12 protein-coding genes are annotated in these 17,083 nt (G+C 41.0%); 6 read left to right on the top strand and 6 right to left on the bottom strand.

Annotated features, from left to right (window positions below; all coding sequences use genetic code 11):
- Positions 1-79: 79 nt before the first annotated feature.
- From cmk to ansB, 4 genes are all read right to left on the bottom strand, one after another.
- Positions 80-766, bottom strand: a complete 687-nt coding sequence (gene cmk / locus Xsto_RS02700; protein ID WP_099110698.1) for a (d)CMP kinase — start codon at positions 764-766, stop codon at positions 80-82.
- 179 nt (positions 767-945) lie between these two features.
- Positions 946-2,241 (bottom strand): 3-phosphoshikimate 1-carboxyvinyltransferase, encoded by a 1,296-nt coding sequence (aroA, locus tag Xsto_RS02705; RefSeq protein WP_099124022.1) that lies wholly within the window; start codon positions 2,239-2,241, stop codon positions 946-948.
- A 100-nt stretch (positions 2,242-2,341) separates the two neighbouring features.
- Positions 2,342-3,430 carry a 3-phosphoserine/phosphohydroxythreonine transaminase gene (serC, locus tag Xsto_RS02710; protein WP_099124023.1) on the bottom strand — a complete coding sequence of 363 codons (1,089 nt, stop codon included), beginning with the start codon at positions 3,428-3,430 and terminating at the stop codon, positions 2,342-2,344.
- A 583-nt stretch (positions 3,431-4,013) separates the two neighbouring features.
- Positions 4,014-5,057 (bottom strand): L-asparaginase 2, encoded by a 1,044-nt coding sequence (ansB, locus tag Xsto_RS02715; protein WP_099110731.1) that lies wholly within the window; start codon positions 5,055-5,057, stop codon positions 4,014-4,016.
- A 149-nt stretch (positions 5,058-5,206) separates the two neighbouring features.
- On the opposite strand from ansB, the gene ycaO reads away from it, so the two are divergent.
- The 6 genes from ycaO to Xsto_RS02745 all read left to right on the top strand — a co-directional run bounded on the left by ycaO (position 5,207) and on the right by Xsto_RS02745 (position 14,187).
- Positions 5,207-6,967, top strand: coding sequence for a 30S ribosomal protein S12 methylthiotransferase accessory factor YcaO (gene ycaO / locus Xsto_RS02720; protein ID WP_099124024.1), 1,761 nt, complete (start codon positions 5,207-5,209; stop codon positions 6,965-6,967).
- 338 nt (positions 6,968-7,305) lie between these two features.
- On the top strand, positions 7,306-8,157 hold the full coding sequence (focA, locus tag Xsto_RS02725) for a formate transporter FocA (protein WP_099124025.1): 852 nt from the start codon (positions 7,306-7,308) through the stop codon (positions 8,155-8,157).
- Between the two features lie 60 nt (positions 8,158-8,217).
- Positions 8,218-10,503, top strand: coding sequence for a formate C-acetyltransferase (gene pflB / locus Xsto_RS02730; protein ID WP_099124026.1), 2,286 nt, complete (start codon positions 8,218-8,220; stop codon positions 10,501-10,503).
- A gap of 136 nt (positions 10,504-10,639) precedes the next feature.
- Complete coding sequence (gene pflA / locus Xsto_RS02735; protein WP_099124027.1) at positions 10,640-11,380, top strand: pyruvate formate lyase 1-activating protein; 741 nt, start codon at positions 10,640-10,642, stop codon at positions 11,378-11,380.
- Between the two features lie 310 nt (positions 11,381-11,690).
- Positions 11,691-13,052 carry an endonuclease/exonuclease/phosphatase family protein gene (locus Xsto_RS02740; protein ID WP_099124028.1) on the top strand — a complete coding sequence of 454 codons (1,362 nt, stop codon included), beginning with the start codon at positions 11,691-11,693 and terminating at the stop codon, positions 13,050-13,052.
- A gap of 322 nt (positions 13,053-13,374) precedes the next feature.
- Entirely contained in the window at positions 13,375-14,187 is an 813-nt protein-coding gene (locus Xsto_RS02745) for a BPSS1780 family membrane protein (protein WP_244590329.1), read from the top strand.
- 140 nt (positions 14,188-14,327) lie between these two features.
- On the opposite strand, the gene serS is transcribed toward Xsto_RS02745, so the two are convergent.
- Complete coding sequence (gene serS, locus Xsto_RS02750) at positions 14,328-15,617, bottom strand: serine--tRNA ligase (protein WP_099124029.1); 1,290 nt, start codon at positions 15,615-15,617, stop codon at positions 14,328-14,330.
- A 122-nt stretch (positions 15,618-15,739) separates the two neighbouring features.
- Positions 15,740-17,083, bottom strand: coding sequence for a replication-associated recombination protein A (locus tag Xsto_RS02755; RefSeq protein WP_099124030.1), 1,344 nt, complete (start codon positions 17,081-17,083; stop codon positions 15,740-15,742).

Genomic DNA, 17,083 nt, shown 5'->3' on the forward strand with positions numbered 1-17,083 from the left:
TCACTACTCACATACCAGAATTCTATATACATCGTCTTGATGTGCCGTTGCAATAGCATTATACGCGAAAATACGCAGACTAAACGGTTAATGCTAATGTATTTCTCGCATAATTCAGTGCCTTATCAATAACTTCTTCGATAGACATACTGGTTGAATCCAGTATTAAGGCATCCTGTGCAGGCACTAACGGCGCAACTGCCCGATTGCGATCGCGGAAATCCCGCTCCTGTATTTCGGACAAAAGGCTTTCAAAGTTAACACTAAAACCATTTTCCTGCAACTGTAACATGCGCCTGCGGGCACGTTCTTCCGCACTTGCGTCAAGAAAAATTTTCACAGGGGCGTCAGGAAAAACAACCGTTCCCATATCACGTCCGTCAGCAATCAGTCCCGGAAGAAGACGAAATGCCCTCTGTCGGCGAAGTAATGCTTCACGAACACGAGGAAATGTTGCTGTCTGTGAAGCGGTATTGCCAACCGCTTCAGTGCGGATCTCATTACTGACATCTTCACCTTCGAGAATAACCCTGAGCCTGCCGTTTGCAGGGACAAAGCGCACATCCAGATTTGCAGCCAGAGGAACCAGTGCATCTTCAGACTTGATATCCACCTGATGGTGAATAGCTGCCAGTGCCAGCACGCGATAAATGGCTCCTGAGTCAAGTAATTGCCAATTCAATGCCTCAGCCAGTGCCTGACATAGAGTTCCTTTGCCAGCACCACTCGGACCATCAACGGTTATTACCGGGGCTATTATCGTCATTCATTCTCCTCCTTTTTGCTTTGCATGGCGCTTGTCGGCTCTTTTCTACACAGAACATTTTCCTATACAGAAAACAGGTCACTCACCTAATGCAGAACACTGCTCAATAAGTGAGCAGCAGAAATATGAGCTTATTATACCTACTCGGAGAATGAGTGGAATAAATACATCATCATTAATCAACAATTTTCACTAGGAGTATCACTGATAGATTTAAGTTGCTTAAAATAATCGGGGAATGTCTTGGCTGTACAGCCGGGATCAAGGATCGTCACAGGGGTATCTGAAAGAGCCACTAATGAAAAACACATTGCTACCCGGTGATCATTGTAGGTTTCAATTTCCGCATGGTTAAGTTTTGCTGGTGGAATAATGCGAATGTAATCATGCCCTTCTTCTACTTCAGCTCCCACTTTACGTAGTTCTGTTGCCATCGCATTAAGACGATCAGTCTCTTTTACCCGCCAGTTATAGATATTGCGGATAACGGTTTCACCTTTAGCAAACAATGCCGTTGTCGCGATAGTCATGGCCGCATCAGGAATGGCATTCATATCCATATCGATACCAGTCAGTGTGCCACGTTCACATTCCACAAAATCATCTTCCTTACGTATGATCGCGCCCATCTTTTCCAGAACATCGGCAAATTTTGTATCACCCTGTAAACTATTTTTACCAATACCTGTAACACGCACGGTTCCGCCTTTAATTGCTGCGGCAGCAAGAAAATATGATGCGGAAGAAGCATCACCTTCAACCAGATAGCGCCCGGGAGACTGATACTTCTGTTGCCCTTTGATCCGAAAAACCTGATAGTGATCGTTTTCTACAGTTACCCCGAAACTGTTCATTAATGCCAGCGTAATATCAATGTATGGTTTAGAAACCAAATCTCCTTTGATATCAATTTCGCTATCATTTAATGCTAAAGGAGCGGCCATCAGTAACGCGGTCAGGAATTGACTGGAAACACTGCCATCAACAGTCATTTTTCCACCTGAAAAACCACCTCTGATTCGCACTGGTGGGTAATTTTCCTGTTCAAGATAGTCAATTTTTGCCCCAGCCTGACATAAAGCATCCACTAAATGACCAATCGGACGCTCTTTCATCCGTGGCTCACCGGTTAACACTACGTCATTATTTCCGAGACACAATGCAGCAGCCAGTGGACGCATCGCTGTTCCTGCATTTCCCAAAAACAGTTCCAGCCCATTTTTATCGGTTATTACTCCACCAATGCCATCAACCTCACAGGTAGTACGATCTTCAGACAACCGATAGGAAATACCCAGCGCTGTTAACGCATTGAGCATATGGCGAATATCATCACTGTCCAATAAATTGGTCAGGCATGTTGTTCCCTGAGCAAGAGCAGCAAGTAACAGCGCACGATTGGAAACACTTTTAGAGCCGGGTAAATTAATAGTTCCATGAATGTGAGAGATGGGTTGTAACGTCAGGGATTGCATAAACGGCAGGATCTCCGGTTGGTAATTCTTGTATTTTTAATTAGTTATCGATTTAAAAGACTCATATCGGGGGGATTCATCCCCCCGATAAAGAAAATCATTATGCATTGCGGCGTTCAAAATCAGCCATAAACTCAACCAATGCCAATACCCCTTCATGAGGCATCGCATTATAAATTGAAGCTCTGGCACCTCCGGCAACTTTGTGCCCTTTCAATGCATGCAAACCATGCGCATAGGCTTCTTCTAAAAACTTACCGTCGAGAGCAGGATTAGCTAACTGGAAAGGTATATTCATAATAGAGCGGTTTTGTGGCGCAACACCGTTGATATAAAAATCACTGTTATCAATCGCCTGATACAGAGATTTCGCTTTGGCATGATTGCGTTTCTTGATTTCTTGTAATCCACCCTGCTCTTTCAGCCACTTGAACACCATACCAGAGAGATACCATGCAAATGTTGGTGGTGTGTTATACATAGAATCGTTGTTCACCTGCACGGTGTAATCCAGAATGGATGGCGTGTGCTTATGGGCTTTACCCAATAAATCTTCACGAATAATAACGACGGTAATCCCAGCCGGACCGATGTTTTTCTGAGCGCCTGCATAAATAACCCCATAGCGGCTCACATCGATTGGTGCAGAAAGAATGGTTGAAGAGTAATCAGCAATAACAATTTTATCATCACCAAAATCAGGCTCTTCAAAAATAGCAATACCACCAATGGTTTCATTAGGGCAATAATGCACATAGGCCGCATCATTACTCAAATCCCATTCATTCATTGGCTTCACACTTTTAACGCCATCTGTTTCGGTAAGAATATTAATGACATTGGGTGTGCAATATTTTGCGGCTTCTTTAGCTGCACTTTCGGCCCAATAACCGCCAACGATATAGTCTGCTGACGTTTTATCACCAAGCAGATTTAATGGCAGAGCTGAAAACTGACCACGAGCACCACCATGACAGAACAGCACTTTGTAATTTTCAGGTATCGATAATAAATCCCGGAGATCTTTTTCTGCTTCAGACGCAACCGACATAAACTCTTTACCGCGATGACTGATTTCCATAACAGATGTTCCCAGTCCATGCCAGTTACAAAGTTCCTGCTCTGCACGACGTAATACTTCTGCTGGTAACATGGCTGGACCAGCACTGAAATTATATACCTGACTCATTAACTCCACCCTATCATTACGGATACAATAAAATCGGATGCATTGGTTTTATCACTCCCGCTCTACCTCTGCAATGGTTATTACTAGATTGTTACCAACCAGGGCATAATGGCTACCGGACAATACTGCTTATATATACGTCGTCTTTCAGGTTGCCTCTTTGTTTGTTTCGCTCATTCACCCCTGCCTCCATTTTTATCAATATATGGTTATCTGTGCTCCAGGGGATTCTCTTCCTTGCCAAAGCAACACATCTTGAACACATTGTTTATAGTCAAAAATTCAGGAATTAAATAAAATACATTCAACTATTACGCCGAAACACTATTGTTCTGATTATATAAATCCAGCCTATTTAAATAAGAAAATTAGCATCAAATTATATGTAACACGAATTTAAATTAATCATAATAAAATACCAATTAAGTATATTCTTTTAATCTGAGATAATTAAAAATAAGCCACATATTTTATTAAGTTAAAATAGAACCTTTATTTTTGGTTCTATGTTCAATGAGAAGAAAATGTATTAAAAAAACAGAAAGACGCCTAAAAGCGCCTTTCTGTATATTTAATTCAGGAATTAATATTTAGAAAACATTTCCTGAATTTTTGCTGTGTCAGCAGTCTCAGTCAGAGCCAATTGCAGAAGAACACGAGCTTTCTGCGGGTTCAGGCGTTCTGATGCAACAAAACCGTATTTGCTGTCATTAACTTCAGCATTCTGAGTAGTGAAACCGAAAGGAATACGGCTGGAACGAACAACAACAACACCATCTTTAGCCGCCTGTGACAGAGAGTCCAGAATAGACTTATAGATGTTACCGTTACCAACACCAGCACTGATAATACCTTTATAACCATTCTCTACAAATGCTTTAACCGGCAGATCGGAAGCATTAGAGTAGTTATACACAATACCTACTTTTGGCAGTTCAGTCAGTTTACTGACATCAAAAACAGCTTTATCTGATTTCACCGGTGCCGCAGAGTAGTAATTTACTTTACCGTTATGAATGAAGCCTTGTGGACCTGCATTCACTGCCTGGAAAGCCTGAACTTCAGTTGTGCTCAGTTTACCGATGTCACGTCCATGAATTACAGAATCATTCATAGCAAGTAAAACACCACGGTTTGCAGAGCCTTTATCTGACGCTACAACGACAGCATTATAGAGGTTCAATGGACCATCAGCACCCAGAGCCGTTGATGGACGCATTGCGCCAACCATTACGATAGGTTTATGACATTGAGTGGTCAGATCGAGGAAATAAGCAGTTTCTTCCATGGTGTCTGTACCGTGGGTGATGACAAAACCGTCAGTTTTATCACAATCTGCATTGATCTTTTTCGCCAGAGTCAGCCAAACCTGATCGTTCATGTCCTGGGAACCGATGCTAACAACCTGCTCACCTTTCAGATTAGCAATGTTTTTGATAGCAGGAACAGCATCCAGCAATGAATCAACACCAACTTGTCCCGCAGTGTAGCTGGATTTAGTTGCAGATTCACCACCACCAGCGATTGTGCCACCCGTTGCCAGAACAGTAATGTTTGGCAATGCAAATGCAGAACCGCTGACTAAAGCCAAAAAGCTGGCTATTGCTGTTTTTTTAATACTTTTCATCATTCAACCTCTTGTAAAAAAAGCTATTCTAGTATGTATTGGGCAAATAAATAAACTCTAATTAACAATAATTTTTGGGAATTAAATAGAGGAGACAAAAAAAACGCCGTATGATATGTAACTCTTTACAGAAATCAAAGTGAATAATGATGACGCAGACCTACATTCCAGGCAAAGATGCCGCATTAGAAGACTCTATTAATAATTTCCAACAGAAACTGAGCGCACTGGGTTTCAATATTGAAGAAGCCTCATGGCTGAACCCTGTTCCTAATGTCTGGTCAGTACACATCCGCGATCGTGACTGCCCACTCTGTTTTACTAACGGCAAAGGAGCCAGTAAAAAAGCGGCATTGGCCTCTGCGTTAGGTGAATACTTTGAACGTCTATCAACTAACTATTTTTTCGCTGATTTTTATCTTGGTGAAGCCGTAGCTCAGGGCGATTTTGTTCATTACCCGAACGAAAAGTGGTTCCCCTTACCGGAAGATGATTCCCTGCCAGCAGGTATTCTGGACGAACATCTGCACCGTTTTTACAACCCGGATAATGAACTTTATGCCAGCCAGCTGGTTGATTTACAGTCCGGTAATGAAGAACGTGGGATCTGTGCCCTGCCTTTTACCCGGCAGTCTGATAATGAAACTGTCTATATCCCAATGAATATTGTTGGGAACCTGTATGTTTCAAATGGCATGTCAGCCGGTAATACCAAGAATGAAGCCCGTGTTCAGGGGCTGTCCGAGGTATTCGAACGTTATGTGAAAAACCGTATCATAGCAGAATGTATTAGTTTGCCTGAAATCCCACAAACTGTTATGGATCGCTACCCCGGTGTTGTAGCATCAGTCAATAAATTACAGGAAGAAGGCTTCCCGCTTTATTGCTACGATGCTTCTCTGGGCGGGCAGTTCCCGGTTATCTGCGTTGTTCTGTTTAATCCGAATAACGGTACCTGTTTTGCCTCTTTTGGTGCTCACCCTGAATTTGGCGTTGCACTGGAGCGTACCGTCACTGAGCTTTTACAGGGCCGCAGCCTGAAAGATCTGGATGTCTTCACAGCACCAACTTTTGATGATGAAGAAGTTTCTGAGCACACTAACCTTGAAACCCATTTCATTGACTCAAGCGGAGCAATCAGCTGGGATCTGTTCAAACAAGATGCTGATTACGAATTTGCCGACTGGAATTTCAGTGGTACAACCGAAGAAGAATTCGCAACCCTGATGAGCATTTTCAATACGCTGAGTGCCGAAGTCTATATTGCTGACTATGAGCACCTTGGTGTTTATGCCTGCCGTATTCTGGTACCGGGGATGTCAGATATTTATCCGGTTGAAGATTTGCACATTGCCAATAATACGATGGGAACTCACCTGCGTGATACCATTCTGGCCTTGCCGGATAGCCAGTGGCAACCTGAAGAGTATCTGGCGTTTCTTGAGCAGATAGACGAGGAAGGGCTGGATGATTTTACCCGTGTTCGCGAATTGTTAGGGATCGCCTCAGGTAAAGACAATGGCTGGAGCAATTTAAGGATTGGTGAACTGAAATCCATGCTGGCGCTGGCTGGTAATGATCTGGAGCAAGCCCTGATCTGGGTTGAGTGGACACAAGATTTCAACTCTTCTGTCTTCACCGCAGAAAGAGCAAATTATTATCGCTGCCTACATACATTGCTACTGTTAACTCAGGAAGAAGATCGTAACCCGAGCCAGTATTATCAGGCATTTGTCAAAATGTATGGTCAGGGTACAGTTGATGCCGCCTCTTCAGCTCTTACCGGTAAAAATTGTTTCCACGGGCTGTGGTCTGTCGATTCAGAATTAAAAGCATTACCCGCTCATCAGGCATTATTAAATGCTTATGAAAAACTACAAAAAGCTAAACGCACTTTTTGGTGTAAATAATCTGAAATATATAAACTGTTAAATTAATGCTTATTAATTAACAAAAGTAAAAATCAGGTTAAATTGAATTTTATTTAAAATAACAAATAAATGACAATTTAACCTGTTATTTTACTTTCCATCTATTTCACATCAAATTCCTTATATAAAATTTTTTTATAAATTTTAAAAAATATTTTTAATTTAAAAATCAATTTGTTAGAATCGAAAAACGTTATTTGGCTGGTCATATCTCACTGAACTTTCAATTTAATATGATCCATATCAAATTCATATCAGTGTCCGTTTGTTACTATCATTACGTGCTATAATTAACCTAAGATAAAGAGAGTGTTAGTATGAAAACTGACGACACTTTTAACCTATTTCCACCTGCTGTAATGGCACAAATTGCTGATGATAGTGGTGTCTATAAAGTCAACAAAAATCCAGCAGTGACTTATTTATCAGCAATTATGGCTGGTGTATTTATTTCCATTGCATTTGTTTTTTATATTACGGCTACGACAGGAACTTCTTCTATTCCCTATGGTTTAGCAAAATTAACGGGTGGGATCTGTTTCTCCTTAGGGTTAATGCTGGTTGTCGTATTTGGTGTCGACCTCTTCACTTCCACAGTGTTAACTATTGTTTCGAAAGCAACCGGTCGTATTACCTGGTCACAAATGTTCAGAAACTGGCTACACGTTTATATCGGTAATCTAATTGGAGCCTTGTTCTTTGTCACCTTAATGTGGCTGTCAGGCCAATATACCGTTGCCAATGGTTTCTGGGGACTGAATGTACTACAGGTCGCTGACCATAAAATGCACCATACCTTTGTCGAGGCTTTATGTTTAGGCATTCTGGCTAACCTGATGGTATGCCTTGCCGTCTGGATGAGCTATGCAGGCCGCAGCCTCATTGATAAATTATCTGCGTTAATTCTGCCAATTGGTATGTTCGTTGCCAGCGGCTTTGAACACAGCATTGCTAACATGTTTTTAATTCCTTTCGGGATTGTTATTAAAGAATTCGCTCCAACTGAGTTTTGGGAAAAAGTCGGAGCAACACCAGAGCAATTTCCCCAACTGACAATTTCAAATTTCATTACTGATAATCTGATCCCTGTAACGATAGGTAACATCATCGGCGGTTCGATATTGGTTGGGTTGACTTACTGGTTCATTTATTTACGTGGCAGCCGCTGATCTTCATTTGCTTCCACACCCAATTTTTTACAAGTTCTACTGTTAAAAGGTAAAAATATCATGTCCGAGTTAAATGAAAAATTCTCCGTAGCATGGCAAGGCTTTAACGAGGGTAACTGGCAGAATGAAGTCAATGTTCGTGACTTTATTCAGAAAAACTATACTCCGTATGAAGGTGATGAATCATTCCTTGCGGGTGCCACAAAAGCGACAGATATTTTGTGGGAAAAAGTCATGGAAGGTATCAAAATTGAAAACCGCACTCATGCGCCGGTTGATTTTGATACTAACGTTGCGTCTACAATAACCTCCCATGATGCTGGTTATATTGAAAAAACTCTGGAACAAATTGTTGGCCTGCAAACTGAAGCGCCTCTGAAACGTGCCATTATCCCATTCGGCGGGATCAAAATGGTTGAAGGTTCCTGCAAAGCATATGATCGGGAGCTGGATCCGAAACTAAAACAAATTTTTACTGAATACCGTAAAACTCACAATCAGGGTGTGTTTGATGTTTATACCCCTGATATTCTGAAATGCCGTAAGTCAGGTGTATTGACTGGTCTGCCAGATGCTTACGGTCGTGGTCGTATCATCGGTGATTACCGCCGTGTTGCTCTGTACGGTATTGATTTTCTGCGTGATGAAAAATATGCACAATTCACTTCATTGCAGGAAAAACTGGAAAACGGCGAAGACCTTGAAGCAACTATCCGCCTGCGTGAAGAAATTTCAGAACAATACCGCGCTCTGGGCCAGATTAAAGAGATGGCCGCTAAATATGGCTACGATATCTCTGCACCAGCGACTAATGCCAAAGAAGCAGTACAGTGGACTTATTTCGCTTATCTAGCAGCAGTAAAATCCCAAAATGGGGCTGCGATGTCTTTCGGTCGTGTATCCAGCTTTCTGGATATCTACATCGAGCGTGATATACAGGCAGGAAAACTGACAGAGCAAGATGCGCAAGAGCTGATCGACCATTTGGTCATGAAGCTGCGTATGGTTCGTTTCCTGCGTACTCCAGAATACGATGAACTGTTCTCCGGCGACCCGATTTGGGCGACTGAATCCATCGCAGGTATGGGACTGGACGGTCGTACCCTTGTTACCAAAAACAGTTTCCGTTTCCTGAATACTCTGTACACCATGGGACCATCTCCGGAACCTAACATAACCATCCTGTGGTCTGAAAAACTACCTGCTCACTTCAAAAAATATGCAGCAAAAGTATCCATTGATACCTCATCTCTGCAATATGAAAACGATGACCTGATGCGCCCTGATTTCAACAGCGATGACTATGCTATTGCATGTTGTGTCAGCCCGATGATTGTTGGTAAACAAATGCAGTTCTTCGGTGCCCGTGCAAACCTGGCAAAAACCATGCTGTATGCCATCAACGGCGGTATGGATGAAAAACTGAAAATGCAGGTTGGTCCAAAAGAAGAGCCAATAAAAGATGACGTTCTGGATTATGACACCGTCACCGAACGTATGGATCACTTCATGGACTGGCTGGCAAAACAGTATGTCACCGCGCTGAATATCATCCACTATATGCATGATAAATACAGCTATGAAGCTTCTTTAATGGCACTTCATGATCGTGATGTCCACCGCACTATGGCATGTGGTATCGCAGGGTTATCTGTAGCAGCCGATTCTTTATCCGCGATCAAATATGCAAAAGTAACCCCAATCCGTGACGAAAACGGTCTGGCTGTTGATTTCAAAATTGAAGGTGAATATCCACAGTTTGGTAATAATGACGCGCGGGTTGATGATATCGCTTGTGATTTGGTTGAACGCTTCATGAAGAAAATTCAGAAGTTACAAACCTATCGCAATGCAGTTCCAACTCAGTCTGTGTTAACTATTACTTCTAACGTTGTTTATGGTAAAAAAACCGGTAACACGCCAGATGGACGTCGTGCAGGCGCACCATTCGGGCCGGGTGCTAACCCAATGCATGGCCGTGACCAAAAAGGAGCAATTGCTTCACTGACTTCCGTGGCTAAACTGCCATTTGCTTACGCGAAAGATGGTATTTCTTATACCTTCTCCATCGTACCTAATGCGCTAGGTAAAAATGATGACGTGCGCAGAGCCAACCTGGCAGCTCTGATGGATGGTTATTTCCATCATGAAGCCAGCAACATTGAAGGTGGCCAACATCTGAATGTTAACGTCATGAACCGCGAGATGTTACTGGATGCTATGGAAAATCCTGAGAAATACCCTCAATTGACAATCCGTGTATCCGGTTATGCTGTACGCTTTAACTCTCTGACTAAAGAACAGCAACAGGATGTTATTACCCGTACATTTACCCAGACAATGTAAACATCCTGCTGCGTATTACCTCAAAAATGTCATTGTTTTAATAAGACAATTTTGATGAAATGAAACAGCATACACTTCAAGGCCCCTTTGCAACCGGGGCCTTTATTATCCTGTCAGTTTTTGGAGAGATCTTCCCATGCCCGTACTTGGCCGTATCCACTCTTTTGAATCCTGCGGAACCGTTGATGGCCCGGGTATTCGTTTTATTGTATTTTTTCAGGGTTGCCTGATGCGTTGCCTTTATTGCCATAATCGCGATACATGGGACACTCACACTGGCAAAGCGGTAACAGTCGAAGAACTTATAAAAGAAGCGACAACTTATCGCCATTTTATGAATGCCTCCGGAGGTGGAGTGACAGCTTCTGGTGGAGAAGCAATCCTTCAGGCTGAATTCGTCCGTGACTGGTTCAGGGCTTGCCATGCCGAGGGGATCCATACCTGTTTAGACACTAATGGCTTTGTCCGCCGCTATGAGCCGGTGATTGATGAGCTACTGGATGATACTGATTTAGTCATGCTGGATCTTAAACACCTTAACGATGATATTCATCGGGAGCTGGTTGGTGTTTCCAATCATAGAACACTCGAATTTGCCCGTTATCTGGCAAAACGCAATCAAAAAACGTGGGTCCGTTATGTCGTTGTTCCCGGATGGTCGGATGATGACGAATCTGTCCATATGCTGGGAGAGTTCACCAAAGATATGAAGAACATCGAAAAAATTGAGTTACTTCCCTATCATGAACTTGGTAAACATAAATGGATTGCTATGGGTGAAGAATATAAGCTGGAAGACGTAAAACCACCGTCGAAAGAGACGATGGAAAGAGTAAAAGAGATTCTGATGAGCTATGGCCATCAGGTTATTTATTAATTAAATATACTCATCGGCTTTCAAGTAATCTCTAGTAGGCTACGATACAACTTAAAACCCATTGGATTAAGTACATATTTATTATTCCTCAAATTAAATAATTCTGGCTCAATCATAAATTGCAGCCAGTTTTTTCCAAATGCTGTCTTATTTAACTATCGTTTAGTTTAAATTATGACATTTCCCCGTTCTATTTCCGTCATGAACTATACTAGTTAATAGTCATAGAAAATCAGCCAATAATATATAAGCCACCTTTCACATTTTTCGAGTAAATAAATTTAATTTTCACACACAAGAGGATTACCCAATGAGGAGTATAATAACTTATATTTTAGCATGTTATGTATTTTTTATTTCTTTGAGCACACAAGCAAATGAAAGAGAATTAAAGTCAGATAAACAAATATATCATTCTAATGATAATATTTTATTAAGTTACAATAAATCAAAGACTAGAGATACTAGCTGGATTGGAATCTGGAAATTTAAACCTGATTCAAATACTCATCTAACCCCCTCAGATAATAACTCATGGCATCAATATTCCACTCATAGACCATATAAATTGAAATATATTATTGGAAAAAAAGGAATATATACCCTGAATGCCCTCACATTAGGCCCCGGACGCTATATCGCTTTTTTACTCAAAGGAAAAAATGATAATCATCTAAGTTATCCTATTATTTTTGATATAGCAGATAAGAATAACAATATTCCACTAAAAGCTCTTACATTAAATATCTGGCAGGAAGGTAGCCAAGTTATAGGAGGTTATGATGGAATAGTAAATACAATTATAAACTCAACCCCTGATATTATTTCACTTAGTGAAGTAAGAAACTATCATTCTGATTTTACTTCACAGTTATCAAAAAGTCTTGATGATAAAGGCTATAAATATTATACTTATAGATCAAAAAATGACGTCGGTATTCTTTCGAAATACCCTATTAATCAACATAGTGATTTTGATCGATTTACAAAAGCATTAATTAATATAAGTGGAGAAAATATTGAGTTTTATGCAGGGCATTTAGATTACCACAATTATGCCACTTACCTACCCAGAGGATATGATGCAAATAATTGGAGTGAACTACCAAATGGCCCTGATACTAATCTAAACGATATCTTGAATGTAAATAATAATTCTGGACGCCCTGCTTCAATTCAGGCATTTATCCCTGATGCTAAGAATGAACTTAATAATAAAAAAATCGTTATCATGGCTGGTGATTTTAATGAACCTTCCTGGCTGGATTGGACTGAGGAAACCAAAGAACTATTTGATCATCATGGAGCTATCGTTCCTTGGACAAGTACCAAATTACTAGCCGAAGCTGGCTATCTTGATACCTATCGCACTAAATACCCTGATCCAGTTAAATATCCCGGTTTTACTTGGGTAGCAAATAATCCAGATGTCGCAATCAATAAGCTTACCTGGGCACCAAAAGCAGATGAACGTGATCGGATTGATTATATTTTTTACTATCCTAGCCCACAGTTACTGGTGAAAGATGCGTTCATTGTCGGCCCTTCCAGTAGCATAGTTAAAAGCCAAAGGGTTAAAGAATCTTCGGATGATAAATTTGTAACACCAAAAGGAGTATGGCCATCCGATCATAAAGGCGTTTTAATTACATTTAATCTGAAAATCAAATAAATTTTAAATGAAAAATTATATTATATGATTATCTAACTACTAGTTTCATATGAAATTATCTTGAAATAGTACTGATGTTAAATAACTTATATAGTAAATACCCACTGTAATACAAAGGGCATTAACCTAAAATATTAAATAATCTTATTCCTCAATATAAATGAAAAATAGAATGATAATCCTTTAATCGGAAATAAATTAACCCTTGTTGATTAATGGCTTTCATGGAACAATTCTACCTAACTTATCCAGAAATCTTCCAGGATGGATTTAGTTAATATTTAATTTGGAAATTATCATTCAATCAAATAAAGCGAAAAAAATGAATAATCAAGATATCGAACTCAACTCTGGGGAAGGTAATATTTCCCTAACTAAAGAAAAAGAAATTTTCATTCGTGAAGGTCAGGCTGTAGGTGCTGGTGCTGCAACTGAATGGATTGGCGATGCCTGGAAAATGTTTAAAGCAAATCCATTACAGTGGATACTGTTTACATTAGTCTATTTCGCCATTATTTCAGTATTGAATTTTATTCCATTTATTAATTTTTTAGTGGGTTTATTTGGTCCGGTACTTGTTGCTGGTGTTATCGCTGCTGCTGAAAAACAGAGGACTACAGGGGACTTTAAGATAGATTTACTCTTTTACGGATTTAAAGAAAAATTAGGTTCACTGGTTGCTGTTGGTGCTCTTTACATAGGAATATGTGCACTTGGAGTCATTGCTGCTATTTTTATTGCAGGCTTTGGTATGATCGATTTTATTTTAGCCTCTCAAGAGGTAAATCCAGACCCACTACTATTGATTCAGGCTATCCCTTCTTTTATGTGGGCGTGTCTTGTGTTCTGTGTTTTCGCCATTATTGCTCTTGCATTTATCTGGTTTGCCCCTGCACTGATTATTATCAATAATCTGAAATTTGGTGACGCAGTGTCAATGAGTCTGAGTGCTGTAAAGAAAAATTTATTGGGTGGTTTTCTGTTTTTCTTACTCATGGGTATTATGATGTTTGCATCAGCAATCCCCTTACTTTTAGGCTTCATTATCACCTTGCCCATGAGCCTTATTGTTTATTATACAACGTACCGCAGCATTTTTTATGCAAGGAAGAAAAACAAACACAATCAGATTTAATTATCTAAAGTTTTTTCTTTCAATATCTATAATAAGTGCTATTTCAGTGTTTATTATTTTTCTCTAACTAAAAACGTATATATCATTAAATAAAAAAGCGCCTCACCAGGCGCTTTTTTATTACTTAGAATAATCAGTCATTAACCAATATATTCCAGTCCATTCATATAAGGACGTAATACTTCCGGAACTTTAATTCGGCCATCTGCCTGCTGATAGTTTTCCATCACTGCAACCAGAGTACGGCCAACAGCCAGACCCGAACCATTCAGTGTGTGGACAAACTGAGTTTTCTTATCATCTTTACTGCGGAAACGAGCTTGCATACGGCGAGCCTGATAATCCCACGTGTTAGAGCAAGATGAAATTTCACGATAAGTATTCTGAGCTGGTAGCCAAACTTCCAAATCGTAAGTTTTTCTTGCGCCTGCTCCCATATCTCCGGTACACAGCAACATCTTACGGTACGGCAGGTTCAGTAGCTGCAATACTTTTTCCGCATGTCCTGTCAGTTCTTCCAGTGCTTCCATTGATTTCTCAGGATGTACAATCTGAACCAGCTCAATTTTATCAAACTGGTGCATGCGGATCAGGCCACGGGTATCACGACCATAAGAACCCGCTTCAGATCGGAAACAAGGTGTATGTGCCGTCATTCTCAAAGGAAGATCGTTCTCATCCAGAATTTCACCACGCACTAAGTTAGTCACCGGTACTTCCGCAGTCGGGATCAGCGCATAGTTACTACCAGATTCTTCTTCCAGTGCTTTAGTATGGAATAAATCTTCACCAAATTTAGGCAACTGACCTGTACCAAACAGAGTGTCATGGTTGACCAAATAAGGAACATAGGTTTCCAGATAACCATGTTGTTCAGTATGCAAATTCAGCATAAACTGCGCCAATGCACGGTGCAAACGGGCAATCTGACCTTTCATTACCACAAAGCGAGCACCAGTTAATTTCACTGCTGCCGCAAAATCAAGACCATCAGTCAATTCACCCAATGATACGTGATCTTTCACTTCAAAATTATACTGATGCGGCTCACCCCAACGGCTGATCTCTACGTTATCGCTGTCATCTTTACCATCAGGAGAAGAATCATCAGGAATATTCGGCATACTCAGTGCAAGATCACGGATCTCAACCTGTAATGCTTCCAATTCCGCTTTTGCTATATCAAGCTTTTCTCCCAATTGATTGACTTCCTGACGCAGTGGTTCAATATCCTCACCACGGGCTTTCGCTGCACCAATAGATTTCGATCGGGAATTACGTTCTGCTTGCAGGGTTTCAGTTTCAACTTGTAAAACTTTACGGCGCTCTTCTTGTTTACGCACCGTCTCCACATCAAGGGTATAACCCCTGCGAGCCAGTTTTTCGGCGACTGCGTCTAGCTCATTACGCAGCATATTTGGATCGAGCATGCTATTCCTGTGCTTGTTTGTTATTGAGAAAAAAGTTATTGGTAAAACAGTAATAAAATCAGTCTGGACTAAGCAGACTGATAGAAGTTTTTTAACGTACCAACATTACCGTATCAGCCACATTAACGATAGCGTTTTATTGGACTATTTTGATCCTGTGCCATTAGCCAGTTTAATTTTTCACCTATTTTACTTTCCAATCCTCTGTTAGTCGGATGGTAATAAGTTGTCTTTTGCATCTCAGGCGGAAAATAAATCTCTCCGGCAGCATAAGCATTCGGCTCATCATGCGCATAACGGTATGCTTCACCATATCCCATCTCTTTCAGCAGCTTCGTTGGGGCATTACGCAAATGAGCCGGGACATCATAATCAGGCTTCTCCTGAGCATCGGCCATAGCCGCTTTAAATGCAGTATAAACAGCATTACTTTTAGGGGCACAGGCGAGATAAACAATCGCCTGGGCAATGGCCCGCTCTCCTTCTGCAGCTCCGACACGCGTGAAACAATCCCATGCAGCAATAGCTACCTGCATCCCACGAGGATCTGCATTACCAACATCTTCAGAAGCTATCGCCAGTAAACGTCGGGCAACATAAAGCGGATCACCGCCGGCAGTAATGATCCGCGCATACCAATATAGTGCAGCATCTGGTGCTGAGCCGCGGATTGATTTATGTAAGGCCGATATTAAATCGTAATATCTGTCACCTTTATTATCAAAGCGTGCACTTCTTTCCCCACTGACTTCTTTCAGCAGTTCAAGTGTGAGAATCCGCTGACCTTTCGCGTCAATTTCTGCCATATCTGACATCATTTCCAGCAGATTCAGTGAGCGGCGCGCATCACCTGCTACCAGCTCTGCGAGTATCTGCCGGGTATCTTCCGGCAACACAATATTTTGCCCGCCAAGACCACGTTCTTTATCATTTATGGCCTGAGTCAGCACTTGTTCTATTTCTGCTGGTAAAAGGGATTTCAATAAATAGACTCGTGCCCGTGATAACAGAGCTGAATTTAATTCAAAAGAGGGATTTTCAGTTGTAGCACCAATAAATGTAATTGTGCCATCTTCAATATGTGGCAAAAATGCATCTTGCTGGCTTTTATTAAATCGGTGAACTTCATCAACAAATAAAATTGTTCTGCGGCCTGCATTGCGATTTTGCCGTGCTTTTTCAATGGATTCCCGGATCTCTTTGATACCCGAAGTCACCGCAGAAATACGTTCAATATCTGCCTGCGCATAATAACCAATGATTTCAGCTAATGTGGTTTTCCCCGTGCCAGGTGGCCCCCATAAAATCATGGAATGGAGTTGACCCGCACGGATAGCTCTTGGTAAGGGTTTACCTTCTGCTAACAAATGCTGCTGACCAATGTAGTGATCTAACGTGATTGGCCGCATTTTTGCGGCCAATGGCTGAAATTCATTCTGTGAAAAATCAAGAGAAAGATTGTTCAA

It is taken from the genome of Xenorhabdus stockiae (genome assembly GCF_002632825.1).
GTDB classification, from domain to species: Bacteria; Pseudomonadota; Gammaproteobacteria; order Enterobacterales; family Enterobacteriaceae; genus Xenorhabdus; species Xenorhabdus stockiae.